This window comes from Lentisphaera araneosa HTCC2155, assembly GCF_000170755.1.
Taxonomy (GTDB): Bacteria; Verrucomicrobiota; Lentisphaeria; order Lentisphaerales; family Lentisphaeraceae; genus Lentisphaera; species Lentisphaera araneosa.
The window spans coordinates 51,826-73,951 of the sequence record NZ_ABCK01000018.1 but is presented as its reverse complement, the minus strand read 5'-3'; the positions used below and the strand labels follow the sequence as shown (position 1 = coordinate 73,951).

Below are 22,126 nucleotides of genomic sequence, written 5' to 3'. Positions count from 1 at the left end.
CTTATTTTTGCAAAAGAGAAATTAAAAAATGTAATTCTTCCTGAACTTCTGCCGGATCATTTAATGTATCCGCCACTAATTTACGAAGAACTTTCGAAAAGTCACGACGCAAACGATGAATCGCGACTGTAAAAGCATTTTCCGTCACACCTAGAATTTCAGCACCTTCACGCAAGCTCGCTTCACTATCACCATTGAGATAAGGCTTCATAACTTCCCAGCGATCTTGATCACCGCGCTCGATAAAACGTTGCTCTAGTTCTTTCATACTCTGTTCCAAAAGCGTCAAAGCCCAAGCGCGCTGATAAGCTTCGTCAGCACCTAACTCACTCATATCCTGCAAGGAGTATTCCGCGGCTTCATAATCAACTTTCACCTGATTACCACCGCGTTTTTGAGCTTGCCCACGCTGCCATTCATTTTGCATGAAGCGCTTAAATAAAGTGAGTAAAAAATTTCTGAAACGACCCTTTTCCGCATCGGCACGCTGTAAAACATCACGCTCGAGTAAGTAAGCAAAAAAACCTTGGCTTAAATCTTGCGCATCTTCCGCACTGCGTCCCGAACGCCTCGCGAAGGCATAAAGTGGATGCCAATAGCGCCGACAAAACTCTGCTAACTCGGTACTTCCTCCCGAGCTCGCCTTGAGAATAAGACTCCAACTCGTGGGATTGAAGCCACGACCAGCTGCATTAATATTTTCTTGATACTTTGTGTCAGACATGCTGTAAGGTTTTCAATTATTTTTGCAATTATGGGTATCTCGAACTAAACTTATCCAAATTATTAAGGATATACAATGAATAGAAACCCTCTTTCAAATTCCGACAAGTCCGCCGACTTGTTGAAAATGGGATTACTCGATGATGATGAACAGGAGCGTTATTTAATCTGTGACTCCATTGCATCAGGGGGCATGGGCATGATTTATCGTGCTTATGATAGCCATACTGAACGCTATGTAGCTTACAAAGTCATTCATCCTGAACTCCAAAAAAATAAAGCCATTTTCGAACGCTTCACTTATGAATCTGAAGTAGCTGCACGTCTTGAACACCCAAATATTATGCCCGTTTATGATGCGGGACACGACCCTGATGGACGCCCTTTCTATACAATGAAGTTACTCAAGGGGCAGACTTTAGCCAAATTCATTCATAAGCTAAAGAATAATCAAAGCACCTCAACTTTTGAAAACATGGTCGAGATCCTAATCAAGGTTTGCGATGCTATTTCCTGTGCCCATGAGCAAGAAATTATTCACCGAGACCTAAAACCAGACAATATCATGATCGGAGACTTTGGTGAAGTTCTTGTTTTAGATTGGGGCCTTGCTAAAATCCCTCAAACAAAAGATGCTCCCATTGATCATCTCTCTCCATCAACCCCAAGTGAATTCAGTCAAATGGGCGCCGTTATTGGCACTCCCGCATATATGGCACCCGAACAAGCGCAAGGAAAAGTGGTTGACCCCAGAGCTGATGTCTATTCTCTAGGCGCACTCTTGCAAACGATGCTCACTTTCAATCCTCCAATCGAAGGCGAAAATACCGAAGAAATCCTCTCTCGAGTTTCTACTGGGCAAATCCAATCTCCGGGAAATAACGACTTCCTCCCTGATAGCTTAGGTGAAAAAAATCAGCGTATCCCGCGTTCGGCCTTAGCCGTTATTAAAAAAGCGACTCAACTTAAACCCGAAAATCGTTATAAATCATCGGCAGAATTTGCACAAGAACTCAAACAAATCCTCGGTGGTTTTGCGGTAAATGCTGAAAATGCTGGCGCCATCCGACTCTCACTCTTGCTCATTCAGCGCCATAAAATCGTCTCCGCCATTACCGCTATTTTTACTTTATTATTCGTCGTTGTTGGGGCTAAATCTATAAATGCAATTCACCAAGAACGCAACTTTGCCTTAGAACAACACGAGATTGCTAAGCACAATTACAACGAAGCGCAAAATGCCCTAAATAAACTTAGAGAAAGTGCCGAAATCTATTTATCACGTGCGCGCTACAACATCAGTAAAGGTGAATTTGATGCCGCCCTCATGGATGTTCAAACCTACCTTAAACTCAACCAACACAATGCAGAAGCTTACCTATTATTAGGCCGAATTAACCAAGCTCATAAAAACTTTGCGGAAGCCGCAAAAGCCTTTAAGAAGGCACAGGCTCACGGCGACAAGAGTGAAAATGCTGTCAACAGCCTAAAAATTGCTTCCGCAGCTCAAACCTGTGTCGACGCTCATGGCCACCTCGCAAAGGATGAAATCTTTTCGATTTATTGCCAGTTGATTTCCAACTCACAAATTCCCGAAGCCTCACAATTCCTCGATGACCTTTTGAGTAATGAAGAATTTTCAAATCGCGTTTTTAATGAACTCTTTGCTCATACCAAACTAATTGGTAAATTAAAATTTTGTCCTAAAGGCATGCTCCACATGCGCTTAAGCCCCGAGAATAAGGACCTTACTCCTCTGCGCTATTTCCAGAAAGCCATTTTTGGAACTTTAGCCATGCCCAATACTATGATAAGTTCACTTCACCCCTTAAAGGGACTAGCGATTATCACCTTAGACATCCGTGGAACTCACGTATCTTCACTAAAGCCTCTTTATAATTCGACGGTCTATAACCTCTTAGTGGACGATACTCATATTGATGATTTCTCTGCACTCAAGGGCCATAAAATTAATATCCTTTCTATGCGAAACGTTCCAGTCAAATCCCTCGCTTCTCTAGAAATGGTTGATATAAGACATTTGGATATTGCCTCGAGCCCCATCCGCACGCCTAATTTGAAACACATTGCGCACATTCCTTCTTTGGTACTACCAATTACATGGAGAAACTATGTTCAAAAAGATACTTTCCCCAAGGGAACAAAGTTGATCTGGGCACAAAAAACCATAAGCTCAGAAGTCGATGCTCTACGCTTGCGCTTTAAACAAAAAGTATTTTTAGAATTATAAGTTTACTGAGGCTTCTGTGCCAAAGTAAATCTATTGCCTTCAGGGTCAGAAAAAATCTCTGCCTTCAGACCGACTGGAGGTGCGGCAATTTTTAAGGGAGCAAAGCCAGCATCAAGTAACTGTTCGCGGATATCACTGTAGTTCACAGAATAATAAACCCACATGGTATTACAACCCTTTTGAGCTGAAGCATTTGGCTGCTGACGAACACCTAAAACTAAACCATTACTCAATTGGAACTCAACCCAGTGATTCGAGTCAACTACAGGCGCACCGAGCAATAACGTATCACGGTAAAATTCACGCGCTCTATCTAAATCATCGACGCTGATGATGATACCATAATTTCTTTCGTACACTTAAGTGCTCCTTTATTTTTTCATTTTAGGACGAAAATCTTGAGTTAACGGCTACTTTAAAGCAACTTATTCAAATAACAATAAGGTTTTGTTAATGTCCCGTTCGAAATTGCTCGCTAAGCGTGAAGAGAAACTTCTAAAAATGCGCCAGCAGCTTATTACTGGTTTCACTTGGCTGCTCTGTTTAGCCATGGTTCTCGGTACTCTTTTACTCTTAGTTTCCGGATTGCGCCTGCTTTTATTGAGCTCAAATCCTCAATTTGTTTTGGAGAAAATCCAAATCAAGGGCAACACTCACATTACTCCTGACGACCTTATCTACTCACAGCTTCACGAATTAAATGTCATCGAAAGAAAAATTAACCTCTTCCAGGTCTCACCCTCTGACCTTAGAGAAAAGCTTGAGGCAAATCCTGCCATCCACGAAGTTAACGTCGAACGCATTTTACCTGATACTCTTTCAATCACGATCACAGAAAAGCAAGCTCGTGCTCAATTTGTAAAAGATGGTAAAATCTACCTCGTCAGTAACGACTCCACGCTACTCCCCTATGGAGAAGGAAAACAAGTCTACCTACCTTTAATTGCCGTGAAAGTGGAAGACGAACTCGAACTCGGAGAAAAAATCAATACTGAAGAAAATCAGCCCGTTTTTGATTTCCTAAACTATTACGACAGCTACGCCATTAGACGAAATGGTGAAACTTATTTCCCCTCACAAATCTTTAAAGTTGCTCGAATTAGGCAAGACCCAAAAGGGGATCTCGTGCTCTTTCTCAGGCAATCTGGCATTAGCGATAATTTTAAAATTGCTCGCAATAATGTCCTTATAAAACTCGATAGCTCCGAACTCGCTTTGAGTTTGGATCGCGCATGTATCTACTTAATTGAAAATCGCATCGATGGCAAAGCTATTGAAAAGTATATCGATGCACGTTCACATAGGGTTTTTGTCGAATGAAAAAAAATCAAATTGGTCTAAGAAAAACAAAGCAAAGAGAACTTATCCTAGAAATCATTAGCTCTGCTCAGGGGCCGGTTTCTGTCAATGAAATTGCCCTTCTTCTTGAACAGCGCGATCAAAGTATAGGTATCGCAACTATCTACAGAACCGTGAATTTACTTTTGGAAAACGAACTCATTCAATGCGTCCGCCTACAAGATGCGGTTCAACGTTATGAACAAACGAATATTCCACACCACCACCATTTTCACTGTAATGAATGTGATAAAGTCTACGACCTTGAAGGTTGCTACTTACATCTTCACGAGTCCACTTTAAAAGAGGGCCACTTAGTCAACTCTCACGAAATAACTTTTCGTGGCGTCTGCAAAGACTGTCAAGAAAGTTCTTAAGTCTATACTCTTTAACTTGAATATATAAAAATCTCACATAATATCTATTTATTCGAATAAACAGATATAAAGAACCTAATGACAAAAATTTCCATTGAACTCGTCCCTCACGCAGCTGAAGAAATCACTTGCGAACTCAAAGGGATCCAAGAAGCCTTTCCAAAAGTCAACACTGTAAACATTCCCGACATCGTCCGTTTACCGACTCGTAGCTGGGAAGCCTGTGGCTTTTGTGCCCCCATGCTCGAACGTGACATTCCCCATTTACGCGCTTGTGATTTTGATCTAAGCAAAGCACAACTGCTTCATGATATCATGGCTGAATACAAATTTGATGAAGTACTTCTAGTTGGAGGCGACTTCTTTGAAGGCAGAGAACACTTTGATACATCGACGGTTGACTTTATTAAATTTTTCAAAACAAACTACCCAGACGTCAAAGTTTATGGTGCGATCGACCCTTACAGAGCTGATTTTGAAACTGAAATGAAGTATCTCAAAGAAAAAATGGCGGTTGGTATAGATGGCTTTTTCACGCAACCTTTCTTCGACTTAGAACTATTAGCCAAGTGGATCGAAGCGCTCAAGGACCAAGTCGTTTACTGGGGCCTTAGTCCAGTCCTAAGCGCTAAGAGTCAAGCCTACTGGGAAAAACGCAATCTGGTTAATTTCCCTAAAGATTTTGTACCTGAACTCGAATGGAATGCTCAATTTGCCGCCGATGCGATTGAACTCATCGACAAGTATAATTCTTGCCTGTATTTCATGCCCATTCGCATCCCTGTAGTTGATTACCTCAACGCCATTATCCCAAAGAGTAAAATCTTAGGCTCACTCCTACGCTAGATCATGTTAAAATTTCTCTCACTGTTTTTGTGTCTGCTTGCTAGCTCCTGTATGACCCAAAAGCAAAGAGTTGAAATTGCCCATACCGAGCTTACTGCTTTCCTCGCCCTTGAACCGAGTATAAAAAAAGAACTCATTCTCGAGGATGCTCGCTTTACCCTACTTCATATTCCCCAATCACATTACTCAAAAATCTATTGCGATAAGCTTCTCGAAAAGTTTGAATTATGGCAAGGGAAAAGGGATTTATCCTCCATCGCTGAGGAACAAGACAAATACTCTCAGCTCATCCAAAAAATTGATTCTGAACAAAAATCTATTATCAATTTTTTGCGTAAACATCATAGTAGTTATGACTGCCTTTATGTGGAAGGTCTCGCCTACCCTGGCACCTACGCGACTAAAAAACCACTCCAGGAAATCGCCCAAATCAAAGACGAAGTTAATCGTGCGCTCCAGTTCGCTGATGGCACACATCGCGCTCCGCAACCAGCTTATTTTGCGGGAGCCTCTTTATTCCTTTACCAAGAAGATAAAACCCCAATGCTCGGGGTTGAACACCAAGCTTTGTTGCGTTTAACACACAAAGCTTATTCAAAAGAATATGACTCGAAAGTACCACGCAGTGCCTTTATTCAGGCCTGTCATGAGGAGCGAGAAACTCAAATGATCAAAAACATGAGCAAGAAATATGAAGCCAACAATCGCTATGACCGCTCAATAAAATTTCTTTTATGTGGCTCATTACACGATTTTAAAGACAATGTTTTGGAATGGAATAAACTCCATCCAGAGATGAAGTTTAATTTACTAATTTTAGAACCTTAGGTGAAGGTCGTTTACTGCTTCATTTGCAAGTAGGGAAGTAAACGGCTCGATAGCATAAAATGCCACTCGGTGAGTGTCTGCTTTACATCATCATAATCTTTCGAACCAGAAAGATCCGCCTCCGTATTTAAACGCATGCGACACTTAATAAATTTATCTACATTGGCGACCAACTCCAAAGTGTATCTTCTGCCCACGTGATCCACAAACTCTAAACGTTCCCCTTCAAAATCGACCTTACTGATAGGACGAGCCACTTCTACATCAAGATAACGCGATTGAAAAATCTGTGACATGAAACCATGAGTCTGTTGATCCGACATTTTGGCTAATTGTGTCGGGTACTTAAATTTAAAGGGCTTATTAATCTGGCTACGTCCAGCTTGCCAAATCAGGCGTTCGCGACTGAAATAGGAAGCCGAAAGTACAGATTTATAATCAGGTAAAAACTTTCTTAACCACACACGTGGGTCAGCTTGCGTATTTCGCAAAATTTGAGTCGAGATAAAGACCCCATTGCTATCGGGGTCCAAATAATAACGCCCAGCTGCTTTACCGCCTTGATTATGGGACTTACCCAAGAAAAGACTTTTCGCCGAGCCATCTTTATAATTTAAAGATAATTCTACGGGCCTTTCGTTCATGCGTTCCGATTTTTTGTCCAAAGCATAAAACTTCATATCTTGACTACGTGTGTCGACTGTCTGTGCGACTTTCATACCCTTCAAATCTTCGATAACATCATTGATTTGTTTTTGGTCCGCAATAAAATCAAAACGGTTCTTCACCACCCAATCGCCATCGACTTTGTGGAGGTCAGTTTTAAACGGACCTTGTTCAAGACTGATTGTATCAATCTCTTTAAAGTCTTTAAAAACGACATCTCCAGAACGAAAAGTACCTCGATTAACTTCTTCATCTTTTCGGGTTAGAAAAAATAAAACTAATAAACCTAAGCTAATCAGTAAAACTCTATATAAATGTTTTAGCTTCATGCCGCTCTCCTCTTATAACTTAAGCTCACAAGCCACCTTATTAATAAAATTAGCAACACCATCAGTGGTGGTAAATAGAGGTTCCAATAAAAGACTCTCTTTTCAAACGCCTGGGCGCTGGCTTTCAGTTCAGATTCGATTTCTTTGAGCCTCAAATCAGCTTTGTCTCGGCTTTCTTTCTTTTCTGCCAAAGCCTTCTTTTCATCAGGGTTCAAAATTAACTGACGCACCATTTTACTTTCCAATTGACTCACTGTGCGGCCAGACTTAGCATGCTCTAATTGCAAGCTTTCAATTTCGTCCAATTTCGCATCGTACTCATCAATTTGACGCTGGTAAACATAAGCAAAGTTACGGCGCTTAAAACGACGACCACGTAAACCTAAAAGACTCCCGTCATTGAGTGCTGTGTCGAGGACATTTAAAAAGAAAACCGTATTATCGCTAATCGACACGCGTTCACGACGGCCGTTAAACAAATGTTGGATATTCGTTTGGAAGCTATCGTGCAACATATCCGCATCACTAACTAAAATTACTTCAGCGGCTTTTGTCGCCTGCTTGACGTGCTTTTCTTTGTCGGCACCTGTGGGCAAATACTTCTGGAACGCACTCTTAAATTCTCCACTCACACGCATGGCGAGAATCTTTTCATCCGCTTCTTGAGTTATTTGCTGAAGAATGGAACGACTCTTTAAGGCATCCTGACGCTTCACACCCAGGTTATTGCGGCTACTCTTCATTAAGACTTCGTATTTTATGCCATCAATCGGGCGATAATCTAAGTAACCGGCATAAGGAATGTGAAGCTTTTCTACATTGGTAAAAAACGGTTCATCACTTTTCAAATTCTCAGGACTCAAGCTCAACATAAAGGGGTTTTCTTTCCCTTTTACTGGTGTCTTTAAATCTTTATCAGCGACTAATTCTTCAGGTACATAACGTACACCCCAAGCTTCTGAAAAGCCTAGTAAGGAACTCATTTGCGACATACGCCCTTTTTGACTCGTACCTTTATTAAACTTCCCTTCCACGAGCGAGAAGTTATCTAAGAAACACAAAATTTTACCGCCACGCATTAAGTACTGATCCAAAGCATACATACTTTCTTCTGACAATGTTTCAGGGTGAACTAACACAACCATTTCAACTTTATCGGGAATCACTTTCACTTTTGGACGCATTTGTAAGAGCGTGTAATCTATACGCATTTCCGTGATAATTGACCACTCGGGCTCATCTTTAATTCGACCTGAACTTGGATCGGCTTGTAAACCGGTAACTGGGAGAGAGGACTGAAAGATAATCATTGGCTTTTCTACTTTTTGTGCTGATGAAAGCAGTCGCGTCACGTTCAGTTCCATCTGATCTTCTTCATCCTTGGTAAAAGCAGGAATTGTCATCACTTTATCTTGATAAGTCACTGCTACACCGAGGTACATGATTCCCTGTTGGCCCATTTTGATTTCCTGAAGGCCATCAAATCGTGCCGAGGTTTCACCTGGACTTCCCGGTTGAGGATCGATAAGTTCTAACTTGAGTTTCCCATTTGATTCCTCGGCATACTCACGCAAGAGGTCTTCGACTCGACGAGCCAAAGCTTTTTGCTCCATACTCACACCTGGAGTACTACGTGAAAAGTAGAAGCGAATGCGAGCCGGACTTTCCAGTTGCTGAATGACTTTTTTACTGGCATCACTGAGGGTATAAAGCTTATCTGCCGATAAATCCACACGCACGGAAACATTTCTGAAAATCAAATTCACAATCACCACACTCACAAATACGAGTCCAATCACCACGGCTGTAATCGGGCGATTGAATTTGTGTGACGCTTTGCGGCAACGTAAAATCGCTACGGTACTACCTAAGCCGAAAAGCATAATGCTGAAGAAGTAAATGAAGTCACGTAGATCAAAAACGCCACGTGCTAAACTCGCAATATGTGGGATGATACTGAAGAAAATCAACGTCTCCACCACATCGCTAGGTAAGACACTATTGAGTAGGGCTTCGATACCTAACTGCTGCATGCCTGCCACCATAAAGATTAACATCAACAGGAAACTACATATATAACTCGTCACTTGATTCTGAGTTAAGGACGAGCACACGCCGCAAAGAGCCAGACACATGCCACCGAGTAATAAACTACCACCATAACCAGCAATAATTCGCCCCGTGTCGGGATCGCCAAGGTAATAACAAGTGACTACCATGGGGAAAGTGAGTAAAAGAGCTGTCGCTAAAAAAGCCCACGCAGCTATAAACTTACCTATCACCGCCTGCCAAACCGTCACAGGCATCGTCAAGAGAAGTTCTAAACTTCCCACACGATCTTCTTCTGACCACATGCGCATGCCCACGGCAGGAATGAAAAATAAATAGAGGTAGGGATGAAAGTCAAAAAGAACTCGCATACTCGCTTCGTTGAGCTTGTACCAATCGGCAATCTTAAAACTAAAAATTGCTGACGTCACCAAGAAAGCGATCAAAAACACATAGGCTAAAGACGAGCTAAAGTACGATTTATATTCGCGCTTGCTAATCGCTTTAACTGAACGGAAAAAACTACTCACCAGTCAGCTCCTCCGTTAGGTAAAGTTAAATCACGGAAGTTATCTGCGAGCTTATCACCTCGAGATTTAAAGTCACTCACACTCTCGTTAGCGACTACTTCACCACGTCTCATAACGACGACACGGGTACAAAGTGCCTCGACCTCTTCTAAAATATGTGTAGAAATCATCACCGCTTTTTCTTTTCCGAATCCTTCAATAATTTTACGAATCTCAAACTTTTGATTGGGATCCATACCATCCGTTGGTTCATCCAAAATCAAAATGGGGGGATCATGTAAGACTGACTGAGCAAAACACGTCCGTTGGCGATAACCTTTTGATAAAGTTCCAATATTTTGATACGCCACGCGCTCGAGAAAACATTTTTGAATAACGGCATCAACCGCAGTTTTTCTATCTCCACCATCAATCCCTCGCAACTCAGCAGTAAAAGCCAAGAATGACTTCACTGACATATCGTGATACAGCGGGGCTGTTTCAGGTAAATAGCCGATTTGAGATTTACAGAACATTTCATTATCCGCCATGCTCTTGCCACAAATTTTAACTTCGCCAGAACTTGGGCTCAAATACCCTGTAATCATCCTGATAGTTGTTGACTTCCCTGCTCCATTGGGTCCAATAAATCCTAAAATGTCACCTTTTTCTACTGAAAGGCTGACTTGATTTACCGCACGGATATCTCCAAAATAGCGCACTAAATTATTAACTTCTATCATTATTATCCTACCTAGGTATTGTGCATTTTTTTAACTCCGCTAAAATAACACCTAATAACAATTTTGAACTCATTTTGCGTACAATTTTTTGCGCTTATAGCAAATAACAAGGAAATATCATGGCAGACTTCAGCTACAGTCCCATCTTCCAGTTTGGGAAAGATGAAACCCAGTACAAATTTATCGGCAAAGAAGGCGTCAGCTCCGTTTCATGCGGCGATCAAGAATTTCTCAAAGTAGAACCTGAAGCTCTTCAAAAAATGGCTTGCGAAGCTTTCTATGACGTCAGTCATTTTCTAAGAGCGAAACACCTCGACTCACTCTCATCTATTCTCCGTGATCCAGAAGCCTCTGAAAATGATAAATTCGTTGCTAGCCAACTTCTAAAAAATGCTGTGATTGCCGCACAAAAAGTTTTACCTTCTTGCCAAGATACGGGAACGGCGATCATCATGGGTAAAAAGGGCGAGCGCGTCATCACTGGTTTTGACGATGCTGAAGCACTTTCACGCGGTGTCCACGAAATTTACACCAAAGCTAATTTGCGCTTTTCGCAAGTTGCTCCCCTCGATATGTATACAGAGAAAAACACTGGCACTAATCTCCCTGCCCAAATTGATATTTACTCGACTCAAGGCGATGAATACAAATTCCTCATGCTGGCTAAAGGTGGCGGTTCAGCCAACAAAACTTACCTCTACCAAAAAACTAAGGCGCTTCTCAACGAAGTCTCAATGCTCGAGTTTGTTAAAACCCATATTACTGACCTTGGTACAGCTGCCTGTCCTCCTTACCACTTAGCACTCGTTATTGGTGGAACTTCAGCAGAAATGAATCTCAAAACAGTAAAACTTGCTTCTGCTGGTTACCTCGACACACTCCCTACTGAAGGTGACATGACTGGTCGCGCTTTCCGTGATACTAAACTCGAAGAACAAATCCTCCAAATCTCACGTGAGTGTGGCTTGGGTGCTCAATTCGGTGGCAAGTATTTCTGTCACGATGTGCGCGTCATTCGTCTTCCACGTCACGGTGCTTCTTGCCCCGTTGGCATGGGTGTCTCATGTTCTGCGGACCGTAATATAAAAGGTAAAATCACTAAAGAAGGTGTCTTCATCGAGCAACTCGAAGAACACCCAGAAAAACACCTCCCAGATACAGCGAATAACCCCGCCGAAAGAGTTGAAGTTATTGATCTGAATCTCGATGATCCCATGGCTGACAACTTAGCTAAACTCAAAGACTCTCCAGTCATGACCCGTGTCAATCTATCAGGAACAATCATTGTTGCCCGTGATATTGCTCACGCTAAACTCAAAGAGCGTTTAGATGCGGGTGAAGACATGCCGGATTACATGAAACAATACCCTGTTTATTATGCGGGCCCCGCAAAAACACCAGAAGGCCTTGCCTCGGGTTCATTTGGCCCCACCACTGCTCAGCGCATGGATCCCTACGTCGACCCTTTCCAAGAAGCTGGTGGCAGCATGATTATGCTTGCAAAAGGTAATCGTTCCAAACAAGTACGTGAAGCTTGCGGTAAATATGGCGGCTTCTATCTTGGCTCCATCGGTGGCCCAGCCGCAATCCTCGGTAAAGACGTCATCACTAAAGTTGAAGTTCAAGAATACGAAGAACTCGGCATGGAAGCGATTTGGAAAATCCAAGTAAAAGATTTCCCTGCTTTTGTTATCATCAACAATAAGGGTGAAGACTTCTTCGCAGGAATTTAAGCCCTTCACTTAAGTTCCACTTCATCAGCCACTGAGTTCTCTCAGTGGCTTTTTTTGTCTTTAAATTTTAATTAATTAAAAGGGCTATTTGAAAATGAATTTGGATTCCCAGTATTTATTAGCATAGTAATAACTTAACTCAGTTAATATATGGAAAGTGAGTCTATGAAAAAACTAGCATTTATCATGTTATTATTATGCTTCTGCGTCAATGCAAAAGATAAAAAAGTCGATTACACAAAGGCAGAATCTTGGAAAAGTTTAGAAAAGTATCTTGTTAACGAAGATGGTCGTAAAATTAAAGGGCTTGACTTAAGTAAAAAAGATTATGTTATGATCTATTTCTCAGCTAGTTGGTGCCCACCGTGTCGTAAATTCACACCTTCTTTAGTTGAGTACTACAATAAATACGCAGAAAAGGATAAATTTGAGCTCATTTTTTACACCAGTGATAGAAGTGAAAAAGCCTCTGAGAAATACATGCAAGATTACAAGATGCCTTGGCCGACAGTTAAGTTCAGTAAGATGAAGTATGTGGACCTAAAAAAATACGGTGGCAATGGCATCCCCTGCTTAGTCTTAATTGATAAAGAAGGTAAAGTTCTTGCTCATAGCTATGAAGGTAAAAAATACCGAGGCCCTTCGGTTGCCCTTAAAAAGATGGATGAATTAATGGGGCGCTAAACCCAATTTTTTATCAACATTCTCAATCCACAGTTTCACAACTGTGGATTTTTTTGTGTAAATTTCCTAGGAGCACCGCATTCAATGCGGAATCCTAACTTACCTGGGAGCGCGGGCATCCCTGCCCGCTTAAGTGCTGAACTCAAGCGAGTCCCATAAGTCCCATAAGTCCTAGAAGTCCTATTGCTTAGACTCTATCTAGGCACAAAAAAAAGCGCATATCCTAAGATATGCGCTCTAAAAATTTCGGCTTGAAGCCTGAACTACCTGTGTGGTAGCACTTCCGGACTTAGCCAGATCTACCTCTAGGGCAGGATGATTTCTATCTAATAGACTCATCCGCCTTTGTGGTAATACTACAAAAAAAAAGCGCATATCCTAAGATATGCGCTTCGAAAAAAAAGGCTGGCAACGACCTGCTCTCCCACAGTCTTAACTGCAGTACCATCGGCGCTGGAGGTCTTAACTACCGAGTTCGGGATGGGATCGGGTGTGGCTCCTCCGCTGTGGTTACCAGCCGGAAAATGTTGGGAAGAAAACTTAGTGATGAAAGATAAGATCGCAAGACCTAACTTAGTATGAGTTAGTGTGTGTGTGCTTATTATCTTTTTTAGGTGACATCGAGTGATGACAACTAAAAAAGAGGTGGACAAGCCTCACGGCTGATTAGTACTGGTCAACTGAACATATTGCTATGCTTACATCTCCAGCCTATCGAACAGGTAGTCTTCCTGTAGCCTTTAGAGGATAAATCCTGGGATATCTCATCTTTAGGGGGGCTTGGCGCTTAGATGCTTTCAGCGCTTATCCTTTCGCGACTTAGCTACCCAGCAATGCACCTGGCGGTACAACTGGAACACCAGAGGTCACTCATTCCCGGTCCTCTCGTACTAGGGAATGCTCCTATCAAATATCCTACGCCCGCAGAGGATAAGGACCGAACTGTCTCACGACGTTCTGAACCCAGCTCGCGTACCACTTTAACCGGCGAACAGCCGGACCCTTGGGACCTTCTTCAGCCCCAGGATGTGATGAGCCGACATCGAGGTGCCAAACCGCACCGTCGCTATGGACGCTTGGGTGCGATAAGCCTGTTATCCCCAGAGTACCTTTTATCCGATGAGCAACGGCGATACCACTTTCCACCGCTGGATCACTAGGTCCTGCTTTCGCAACTGCTCCACCTGTCGGTGTTACAGTAAAGCCTACTTCTACCCTTACGCTCTACGCATGATTGCTGACCATGCTGAGTAGACCTTCGAGCTCCTCCGTTACATTTTAGGAGGAAACCGCCCCAGTCAAACTGACCCTCTGAAACTGTCCCCCATCCGGATTCACGGACGTGGGGTTAGATGCCCAAACTAATAAGGGTGGTATTTCACTGACGACTCACAAACGCCTGACGACGCAAGTTCACAGTCTCCCACTTATGCTACACATATTAGTCCGAACAACAATATCAGATTACAGTAAAGGTTCATGGGGTCTTTCCGTCCATCTGCGGGTATCCGGCATTTTCACCGGAACTACAATTTCACCGAGATCCACGTTGAGACAGTGTCTGGATCGTTACACGATTCGTGCAGGTCGGAACTTACCCGACAAGGAATTTCGCTACCTTAGGACCGTTATAGTTACGGCCGACATTCACCAGGGCTTCATTTCGAAGCTTCGCCCGAAGGCTAACCTCTCCATTTGACCTTTTGGCATTGGTCACGTGTCACACCCTATACTTCCTCTTTCGAGTTTGCAGAGTGCTATGTTTTTGCTAAACAGTCGCCCAGACCTCTTAACTGCGGCCCCCCTGAGGGGGCACCCCTTCTCCCGAAGTTACGGGGCTAATTTGCCGAGTTCCTTAACGTGGTTTCTCTCGCGCACCTTAGTCTACTCGACCTTCCTACCTGTGTCGGTTTTAGTACGGATAACTAAGCATCAGACGCTTAGAAGCTTTTCTTGGCAGCATGGTTCCATGTTAGACGGTTCCACCCGAGGGTTTCTTCGCCCCATCACAGTTGGTTCTTATGTAAAGCGGATTTTCCTACTCTACGAATTGCCTGCTTGGTATGACTAATCCATCAGTCATTAACATTTTCCTTCCGCGTCCCTTCATCACTACACTTAGCTAGTACAGGAATATTAACCTGTTGTCCATCGACTACGCCGTTGGGCCTCGCCTTAGGGTCCGACTAACCCTGGGGGGACGAACCTTGCCCAGGAAACCTTCGGATTTCGGTGACCGGGATTCACACCCGGTTTTTCGTTACTTATGTCTGCATTCTCACTTCTATGCGGTCCACCTGTTGTTTCCATCAAGCTTCACTCCTGCATAGAACGCTCTCCTACCCCCAGCAAGCTGGGTCGCGTCTTCGGCAATGGGCTTTAGTCCCGATTATTTTCGGCGCAGAATCACTCGATCAGTGAGCTATTACGCACTCTTTAAATGGTGGCTGCCTCTAAGCCAACATCCTGATTGTCCAAGCAACTCCACATCCTTAATTCCACTTAGCCCATCTTGGGGGCCTTAGACGGCGATCTGGGCTGTTTCCCTTTTGTCTATGCGGCTTGTCCCACATAGACTGACTCCTGAGCTCATAAATTTACGGTATTCGGAGTTTGATATTTGTTGGTACCCCGGTAAGGGCCCGCGAAAAATCAGTAGCTCTACCCCCGTAAAGAAGCACTCAAGGCTAGCCCTAAAGCTATTTCGGAGAGAACCAGCTATCACTGAGTTTGATTGGCCTTTCACCCCTATCCACAAGTCATCCAAGCGTTTTTCAGCACGCAATGGTTCGGTCCTCCACCCGATGTTACTCGGGCTTCAACCTGCTCATGGATAGATCACTCAGTTTCGGGTCTACTGCATACGACTAAATCGCACTATTCGTACTCGCTTCGCTCGGCTCCGTTTAATAACTTAACCTTGCCGTATACAGTAAGTCGCAGACTCATTATGCAAAAGGCATGCGGTACATCATATAAAGATGACCCACACTTTGTAGATGTATGATTTCAGGTTCTATTTCACTCCCCTTACGGGGTTCTTTTCGCCTTTCCCTCACGGTACTGGTTCACTATCGGTCACTAACGAGTATTTAGCCTTGGAAGGTGGCCCTCCCTGATTCAGACCGGGTTTCACGTGTCCGGCCCTACTTGGGATACCCGCTATATATTAAAGAAATTTCGCTTACGGGACTATCACCCTCTGTGGTTGGATTTTCCAAACTATTCAGCTATCTCTTCAATACAATGTTGCAGGTCCCGCAACCCCTAAAAGCATGCTTTTAGGTTTAGGCTCTTGCGCGTTCGCTCGCCGCTACTAGCGCAATCTCGGTTGATTTCTTTTCCTCTAGGTACTGAGATGTTTCACTTCCCTAGGTTCGCTTCCCTAACCTATTTATTCAGTTAGGGATAACTGGACATAACTCCAGTTGGGTTTCCCCATTCGGATACCCCCGGATCAAAGCTCTTTTGCAGCTCCCCGAGGATTTTCGCAGCTTAACGCGTCCTTCATCGCCTGTTAGTGCCAAGGCATCCATCATACACCCTTACTAGCTTGTCCACCAAAAATATTAAAAATAATATCTTCAGCGACACACCTAATCTCTACTAAGTCTTTCTTTGTCTTGTATTCTTTTGGTTTGCGATCTTGGTATAAATTGTTTTTTGGTTGGTTCCTTTAACTTATAAAAGTTAAAAGACCTCAATTATACTTTGACTCTTTCATTCTATTGTTTTCTTCCTTTCAAAGATCTTATATCGAAGTGCTGTTCTCAGCGCTTGATATTTGAATTATACGATAGTAACGGGGTAATAAGTCTTGTAAAAAGCACTCTATAAAGACCGAAGTCTTAAAGAGGTTAGTCTTTTTCATTCCTTAAAAAGGAGGTGATCCAGCCGCTGGTTCCCCAACGGCTACCTTGTTACGACTTCATCCCAGTCACTAAGCCCACCTTCGGCGTCTGCCTCCTGCAAGCAGGTTGGCGCAACGACTTCGGGTGAACTCAGCTCCCATGATGTGACGGGCGGTGTGTACAAGGCCCGGGAACGTATTCAATGAGCCGTAGCTGATGCCCATTTACTAGCGATTCCATCTTCATGGAGTCGAGTTGCAGACTCCAATCCGTACTGAGACCGGTTTTGGGGATTCGCTCCATATCACTATGTCGCTGCCCTTTGTACCGGCCATTGTAGCACGTGTGCAGCCCCGGGTGTAAGGGCCATACTGACTTGACGTCGTCCACACCTTCCTCCCGCTTAACACGGGCAGTCTCCTTAAGGTTCTCAGCATTACCTGTTAGCAAGTAAGGATATGGGTTGCGCTCGTTGCCGGACTTAACCGAACACTTCACAGCACGAGCTGACGACAGCCATGCAGCACCTGTTTTTGCGCCCCGAAGGGAATTCGACTTTCACCGAACGTCGCTCAATGTCAAACCCGGGTAAGGTTCTTCGCGTTGCCTCGAATTAAGCCACATGCTCCACCGCTTGTGCGGGCCCCCGTCAATTCCTTTGAGTTTTAGTCTTGCGACCGTACTTCCCAGGCGGTACACTTATCGCGTTAGCTTAGACACTGATCCGACTAACCAGACCAACATCGAGTGTACAACGTTTACTGCTAAAGACTACAAGGGTATCTAATCCTTTTCGCTACCTTAGCCTTCGTCCATGAGTGTCAGTATTGTGCCAGTAAGCTGCCTTCGCCTTTGGTCTTCCTTGTGATATCTACGCATTCCACCGCTACACCACAAATTCCGCTTACCTCTCACATACTCTAGTCTACCAGTTTCAAATGCAGGTTCAGTGTTAAGCACTGAAATTTCACATCTGACTTAGTAAACCACCTGCGGACCCTTTACGCCCAGTAATTCCGAATAATGCTCGCCACCTACGTATTACCGCGGCTGCTGGCACGTAGTTAGCCGTGGCTTCCTCTGGGGGTACCATCATCGTTTTTCCCCCCTGACAGATCTTTACAACCCGAAGGCCGTCTTCGATCACGCGGCATTGCTCCGTCACGCTTTCGCGCATTGCGGAAGATTCTCGACTGCAGCCTCCCGCAGGAGTCTGGGCAGTGTCTCAGTCCCAGTGTGGGTGATCGTCCTCTCAGACCACCTAGCCGTCATAGCCTTGGTAAGCCGTTACCTTACCAACTAGCATAATGGCACGCGAACTCATCCCTAAGCGTAACCTTTAAATATCAAAACATGCGTCTTGATAGTCACATCCGGTATTAGCAGTCGTTTCCAACTGTTGTTCCAAACTTAGGGGCAGATTATTCACGCGTTACTCACCCTTTCGCCACTTTCCATTCACCGAAGTGAACTTCTCGTTCAACTTGCATGCCTAATCCATGCCGCCAGCATTCATTCTGAGCCAGGATCAAACTCTCCAATCAATTGATTGTGTTTGTATCCGACTTAATTACTTATATTTTTATATTGAGTTTTCTCTCGAAAAAATTAACTCTTAAATCATTTAAATGATTTAGGAGCCCGTTACTATCATATAATTCAACTATCAAACATCTTCTTTTTTCTTACTCGATTAGCACGCTTTCGGCTTCGTTTTGTTCCCGTCGTTTCTGACGAGGCCCTTAGGTTATCGCCAGTTCTTTTTTCCGCAACCCGCTTTTTAATCTTTTCTTGACTTTTTCTTAATTAATCCCCTAACACATGGACGCCTTGTGCTTCGTTTTGTTGATTAATAAGCACTTAGGTAAAATTGACTTTTTCCATTTTTTTCAAAATTTTGAGCTCTTTCTACCAAACCACACTGAATCAACACAATTTTCCCACCCAATTTGATTATCTTTAGCTCATAAATATATTCAGATTTAAATTCATTAGGATCAATACACATGCTTTCACTCATTAGTGCCATGGATAAAAACGGCCTCATCGGCACGGGCAAAGCTTTGCCTTGGAAAGTAGAAGAGGAATACCAACGCTACTTAGATACTGTAAAGGGAAAGAAAATCATCGTGGGTCGCAAAACCTTCGAGATATCTGGTTTAGATCTAAAAGATGAACAAGTCCATATATTATCGAGTAGATCACAGGGAACGAATTACTATAATAATATAGAAGACGCCATCAAGGCCTGTGGTGAGAACGATATTTTTGTTACTGGTGGCGCTGAAGTTTATAAGCTCGCGATGCCCCATGCCGACAGACTATATATAAGTGTGATTAAAGGCGACTATGAAGGAAGTATCTATTTCCCTAATATTGACGCTAATATCTGGGAAGTTCAGCACCACGAAGAACTGCCCGAATATGATTATTATATATATAGAAAAAAAGGCTAAAGAAGTATTACTTCTTTAGCCTTTGCATGGGCGATTAGAATAGATTATTTCAAATAAGTAAATTAAAAACCTAAATCAGATAAACTTGGATGCTCTTCCGGTCTTATACCTGAATCCCAATGCATGAGTCGTTCATCTTCACTTATTGCTAAGTCATTAATACTAGCCATCCTTGTTTTCATTAATCCTTCATTGTTAAATTCCCAATTTTCATTCCCATAAGACCTAAACCAATTATTATTCTCATCGTGCCATTCATAGGCAAATCTTACGGCTATGCGATTACCATCGAATGCCCACAGCTCTTTTATTAAACGATAATCAGTTTCTTTATCCCATTTATCCTTTAGAAATGCAACGATACTATCGCGTCCATTGATAAACTCGGATCTATTTCTCCACTTACTATCTTTTGTATACGCCATGGCGACAGCTTCAGGGTTTTTCCCATTCCAAGCATTCTCGGCCATGCGGACTTTTAATACCGCAGTTTCATGAGTAAAAGGTGGAAAAGGTGCTTTTGCTTCAATCATTATTGATTCTCATTATATTATAAATACTTGAGAGAGAAGCTAATTACCACGCTTTATAGGGAAGGAATTTACCGTTAAGGATTATTTTAACTCTATCGCCTTTTGGATCTTCCTCTCTCTCAATATCAAGTTTGAAGTCAATTGCACTCATAATCCCATCGCCAAATTCTTCTTGTACTACTTGCCTAACACTTTCACCATATACGCCAGCGATCTCATAAAAACGATAGATTAAAGGATCTGTAGCTACAGTTTGATCCCATATCTTTGGTGGGAACTCCGAGAGTGCTTTGGTCACATCATCCTCTAAACCGAGGAACGCCGCCAACACACTTGCTTTTTCTGGCACTATACTATTCATCCCTAAACAAACTGAAGCTAGATATACTGGGGCAACCCCTACTTCACTTGCTATTGTTTCCCATGTGAAACCTTTACTTTCCTTGGCTGCAATTATTTTTTCTGTCATGAGTGATTTATTCATTGTTATCTCCAGTTTTTATTGATTCTTTAGCCTATACTAAAGATTATTTGTTTATTTTTCTTTTGTTGGATCTACTATCAAAGGAGTTTTTCGCCTCTTGTCTCCTTTGAAATCAGAGGACCTTTCCACCAAAAATTTGATGAGGTGTTTACGTATTTTATAATACCCCTCCTCATCAATAATTTTGCCACGTTCACGCGGTCTAGGTAGATTGACAATAACTTCTTCAGCAATGCACGCTTTAGGTCCATTGGACATAAGAATTATTTTATCGGCTAATAAAATAGCTTCATCTACATCATGAGTAATCATGAAGACGGTTTGCTTTGTTTCTCCCCAAATCTTTATAAGCTCATCCTGAATATTACCTCTTGTCAAGGCATCTAATGCTCCGAAAGGTTCATCAAGCAAAAGTAATTTTGGATGTGTTGCAAAGGCTCTTGCAATACTAACTCTTTGGCGCATCCCTCCCGACAATTCAGATGGTTTTTTATTAACATTTTCTGCTAATCCGACCATCTTAAGGTATTTCAAACTGTGCTCTTTAATTTCGATTTTACTTTTATTTGGAAAGCGTGCTTTGACGCCAAAAACAACATTTTGTAGAGCTGTTAGCCACGGCAAAAGACTATAGTTTTGAAACACGACTCCTCTATCGAGACTTGAGCCTATGACTTCTTTCCCATCCATTGATATATACCCCGTAGATGGCTTATCTAAACCAGCCAAGACATTGAGTATTGTTGATTTACCGCAGCCAGAGTGACCTATAATACAGACAAACTCTCCTTTATCTATTGTGTAACTCACGTCTTCAAAAACGATGTATTCTGGTTCTTTTTTTCTCGCTGGGAATGTTTTTGTTAAACACTCTAATGTTAAAAAACTCTTCATTTACTATTCCTCATATACCACGAGACGCGATAACGCATTCAAAATTAGATCCAGGGTCATTCCCACTAAGCCAATCATTATAATCGAGAAGATTACACTATTCAGATCTAAATTATTCCATTCATTCCAAACGTAATAACCAATACCGGTGCCACCAACAAGCATCTCGGCAGCAACAATCACTAACCATGCAATCCCTATGGAAATACGCATACCCGTAAATATGGTTGGTGCAGAGGCAGGAAGAATGACACTAAACGCCGTTTTAAGCTTACTAAGTTCATGTGTTTGAGCTACTTTTACCCAGTCTTTCCTAACATTAGCGACTCCAAAAGCAGTATTTAATAACATTGGCCATATAGAGCAAATGAAAATTACAAAAATTGCCGACTTTTCAGAATCTTTAATTACGAATAATGCTAAGGGCATCCACGCTAAGGGTGATATCGGCTTGAGTATTTGAATAAATGGATTCAAAGCTTTATACATCAATTCAGACATACCCACAACAAAGCCAAGTGGTATGGCTATTGCGGCAGCCGCAAAAAAACCTAGTAAGACACGAACTAAGGAATAAAATAGCTGTATCCCTATGCCTTTGTCATTGGGTCCTGCATCATAAAAGGGATCCTTAAGTTCATCATAAGCGTGTTTAAAAACTTTTGATGGCGGAGGAACTCTAGCTTCTTGATCAGCTCCCCCCATTAACAAAGCAAATTCATCAAGTGCTTCACTTGCTTCGGGAGGTTGATTGAGTACCTCCCAAAGGGCGAGCCCCACTAACAGTATAACTACTGATAGAAAGGCTGCCTTTAGGTTAATCGAGCTCAAT

17 protein-coding genes and 3 rRNA genes are annotated in these 22,126 nt (G+C 42.7%); 8 read left to right on the top strand and 12 right to left on the bottom strand.

What is annotated here, in order from left to right:
• Position 1: 1 nt before the first annotated feature.
• Positions 2-724, bottom strand: coding sequence for an RNA polymerase sigma factor (locus LNTAR_RS16920; protein ID WP_007279962.1), 723 nt, complete (start codon positions 722-724; stop codon positions 2-4).
• A 75-nt stretch (positions 725-799) separates the two neighbouring features.
• Between LNTAR_RS16920 and LNTAR_RS16915 the strand changes: the two genes are divergently transcribed.
• On the top strand, positions 800-2,974 hold the full coding sequence (locus LNTAR_RS16915) for a serine/threonine-protein kinase (RefSeq protein ID WP_007279961.1): 2,175 nt from the start codon (positions 800-802) through the stop codon (positions 2,972-2,974).
• Positions 2,975-2,976: 2 nt separating this feature from the next.
• Here the strand turns inward: LNTAR_RS16915 and LNTAR_RS16910 are convergent, their stop codons facing one another.
• A complete protein-coding gene (locus LNTAR_RS16910) occupies positions 2,977-3,333 on the bottom strand; it encodes a VOC family protein (protein ID WP_007279960.1) in 357 nt (118 codons plus the stop codon).
• 94 nt (positions 3,334-3,427) lie between these two features.
• Here LNTAR_RS16910 and LNTAR_RS16905 point away from each other — a divergent pair, with 94 nt between their 5' ends.
• The 4 genes from LNTAR_RS16905 to LNTAR_RS16890 all read left to right on the top strand — a co-directional run bounded on the left by LNTAR_RS16905 (position 3,428) and on the right by LNTAR_RS16890 (position 6,363).
• Positions 3,428-4,294, top strand: coding sequence for a cell division protein FtsQ/DivIB (locus LNTAR_RS16905; RefSeq protein ID WP_007279959.1), 867 nt, complete (start codon positions 3,428-3,430; stop codon positions 4,292-4,294).
• Complete coding sequence (locus LNTAR_RS16900) at positions 4,291-4,689, top strand: Fur family transcriptional regulator (RefSeq protein WP_007279958.1); 399 nt, start codon at positions 4,291-4,293, stop codon at positions 4,687-4,689. Before LNTAR_RS16905 ends, LNTAR_RS16900 begins: the two co-directional genes overlap by 4 nt.
• A 78-nt stretch (positions 4,690-4,767) precedes the next feature.
• Complete coding sequence (locus LNTAR_RS16895; protein ID WP_007279957.1) at positions 4,768-5,535, top strand: methylenetetrahydrofolate reductase; 768 nt, start codon at positions 4,768-4,770, stop codon at positions 5,533-5,535.
• Positions 5,536-5,586: 51 nt separating this feature from the next.
• A complete protein-coding gene (locus tag LNTAR_RS16890; protein ID WP_157473643.1) occupies positions 5,587-6,363 on the top strand; it encodes a hypothetical protein in 777 nt (258 codons plus the stop codon).
• Between the two features lie 11 nt (positions 6,364-6,374).
• On the opposite strand, the gene LNTAR_RS16885 is transcribed toward LNTAR_RS16890, so the two are convergent.
• The 3 genes from LNTAR_RS16885 to LNTAR_RS16875 are packed head-to-tail and all read right to left on the bottom strand — an operon-like array spanning position 6,375 to position 10,659.
• Entirely contained in the window at positions 6,375-7,358 is a 984-nt protein-coding gene (locus LNTAR_RS16885) for a DUF4340 domain-containing protein (RefSeq protein ID WP_007279955.1), read from the bottom strand.
• Positions 7,355-9,937, bottom strand: a complete 2,583-nt coding sequence (locus tag LNTAR_RS27280; RefSeq protein ID WP_007279954.1) for a Gldg family protein — start codon at positions 9,935-9,937, stop codon at positions 7,355-7,357. The genes LNTAR_RS16885 and LNTAR_RS27280 overlap by 4 nt, the downstream gene beginning before the upstream one ends.
• Positions 9,934-10,659 carry an ABC transporter ATP-binding protein gene (locus LNTAR_RS16875; protein ID WP_007279953.1) on the bottom strand — a complete coding sequence of 242 codons (726 nt, stop codon included), beginning with the start codon at positions 10,657-10,659 and terminating at the stop codon, positions 9,934-9,936. The genes LNTAR_RS27280 and LNTAR_RS16875 overlap by 4 nt, the downstream gene beginning before the upstream one ends.
• A 119-nt stretch (positions 10,660-10,778) precedes the next feature.
• Here LNTAR_RS16875 and LNTAR_RS16870 point away from each other — a divergent pair, with 119 nt between their 5' ends.
• Positions 10,779-12,392 (top strand): fumarate hydratase, encoded by a 1,614-nt coding sequence (locus LNTAR_RS16870; protein WP_007279952.1) that lies wholly within the window; start codon positions 10,779-10,781, stop codon positions 12,390-12,392.
• A gap of 165 nt (positions 12,393-12,557) precedes the next feature.
• Positions 12,558-13,076 carry a thioredoxin-like domain-containing protein gene (locus LNTAR_RS16865; protein WP_007279951.1) on the top strand — a complete coding sequence of 173 codons (519 nt, stop codon included), beginning with the start codon at positions 12,558-12,560 and terminating at the stop codon, positions 13,074-13,076.
• 403 nt (positions 13,077-13,479) lie between these two features.
• Here LNTAR_RS16865 and rrf read toward each other — a convergent pair.
• The 3 genes from rrf to LNTAR_RS16850 form a co-directional block, all read right to left on the bottom strand.
• Positions 13,480-13,594: ribosomal RNA gene (gene rrf / locus LNTAR_RS16860) — 5S ribosomal RNA — on the bottom strand.
• Positions 13,595-13,721: 127 nt separating this feature from the next.
• Positions 13,722-16,635: ribosomal RNA gene (locus LNTAR_RS16855) — 23S ribosomal RNA — on the bottom strand.
• 319 nt (positions 16,636-16,954) lie between these two features.
• Positions 16,955-18,471: ribosomal RNA gene (locus tag LNTAR_RS16850) — 16S ribosomal RNA — on the bottom strand.
• The 16S, 23S and 5S rRNA genes sit together here, the layout of an rRNA operon.
• Positions 18,472-18,933: 462 nt before the next feature.
• Here LNTAR_RS16850 and LNTAR_RS16845 point away from each other — a divergent pair.
• Positions 18,934-19,383, top strand: a complete 450-nt coding sequence (locus LNTAR_RS16845) for a dihydrofolate reductase (protein WP_007279949.1) — start codon at positions 18,934-18,936, stop codon at positions 19,381-19,383.
• A gap of 62 nt (positions 19,384-19,445) precedes the next feature.
• Here LNTAR_RS16845 and LNTAR_RS16840 read toward each other — a convergent pair whose 3' ends face one another.
• The 4 genes from LNTAR_RS16840 to ntrB are packed head-to-tail and all read right to left on the bottom strand — an operon-like array spanning position 19,446 to position 22,125.
• Positions 19,446-19,916, bottom strand: a complete 471-nt coding sequence (locus LNTAR_RS16840; protein ID WP_007279948.1) for a nuclear transport factor 2 family protein — start codon at positions 19,914-19,916, stop codon at positions 19,446-19,448.
• Between the two features lie 43 nt (positions 19,917-19,959).
• Positions 19,960-20,400, bottom strand: coding sequence for a cyanase (gene cynS / locus LNTAR_RS16835; protein WP_007279947.1), 441 nt, complete (start codon positions 20,398-20,400; stop codon positions 19,960-19,962).
• A 51-nt stretch (positions 20,401-20,451) separates the two neighbouring features.
• Positions 20,452-21,294 carry an ABC transporter ATP-binding protein gene (locus tag LNTAR_RS16830; protein WP_007279946.1) on the bottom strand — a complete coding sequence of 281 codons (843 nt, stop codon included), beginning with the start codon at positions 21,292-21,294 and terminating at the stop codon, positions 20,452-20,454.
• 3 nt (positions 21,295-21,297) lie between these two features.
• A complete protein-coding gene (gene ntrB / locus LNTAR_RS16825) occupies positions 21,298-22,125 on the bottom strand; it encodes a nitrate ABC transporter permease (RefSeq protein WP_007279945.1) in 828 nt (275 codons plus the stop codon).
• Position 22,126: the final 1 nt, after the last annotated feature.

Coding starts and splice junctions, on each gene's coding strand:
- LNTAR_RS16920 (WP_007279962.1), bottom strand. CDS start 724: ATGTCTGACACAAAGTATCAAGAAAATATTAATGCAGCTGGTCGTGGC.
- LNTAR_RS16915 (WP_007279961.1), top strand. CDS start 800: ATGAATAGAAACCCTCTTTCAAATTCCGACAAGTCCGCCGACTTGTTG.
- LNTAR_RS16905 (WP_007279959.1), top strand. CDS start 3,428: ATGTCCCGTTCGAAATTGCTCGCTAAGCGTGAAGAGAAACTTCTAAAA.
- LNTAR_RS16900 (WP_007279958.1), top strand. CDS start 4,291: ATGAAAAAAAATCAAATTGGTCTAAGAAAAACAAAGCAAAGAGAACTT.
- LNTAR_RS16895 (WP_007279957.1), top strand. CDS start 4,768: ATGACAAAAATTTCCATTGAACTCGTCCCTCACGCAGCTGAAGAAATC.
- LNTAR_RS16890 (WP_157473643.1), top strand. CDS start 5,587: ATGACCCAAAAGCAAAGAGTTGAAATTGCCCATACCGAGCTTACTGCT.
- LNTAR_RS16885 (WP_007279955.1), bottom strand. CDS start 7,358: ATGAAGCTAAAACATTTATATAGAGTTTTACTGATTAGCTTAGGTTTA.
- LNTAR_RS16875 (WP_007279953.1), bottom strand. CDS start 10,659: ATGATAGAAGTTAATAATTTAGTGCGCTATTTTGGAGATATCCGTGCG.
- LNTAR_RS16870 (WP_007279952.1), top strand. CDS start 10,779: ATGGCAGACTTCAGCTACAGTCCCATCTTCCAGTTTGGGAAAGATGAA.
- LNTAR_RS16865 (WP_007279951.1), top strand. CDS start 12,558: ATGAAAAAACTAGCATTTATCATGTTATTATTATGCTTCTGCGTCAAT.
- LNTAR_RS16845 (WP_007279949.1), top strand. CDS start 18,934: ATGCTTTCACTCATTAGTGCCATGGATAAAAACGGCCTCATCGGCACG.
- LNTAR_RS16840 (WP_007279948.1), bottom strand. CDS start 19,916: ATGATTGAAGCAAAAGCACCTTTTCCACCTTTTACTCATGAAACTGCG.
- cynS (WP_007279947.1), bottom strand. CDS start 20,400: ATGAATAAATCACTCATGACAGAAAAAATAATTGCAGCCAAGGAAAGT.
- LNTAR_RS16830 (WP_007279946.1), bottom strand. CDS start 21,294: ATGAAGAGTTTTTTAACATTAGAGTGTTTAACAAAAACATTCCCAGCG.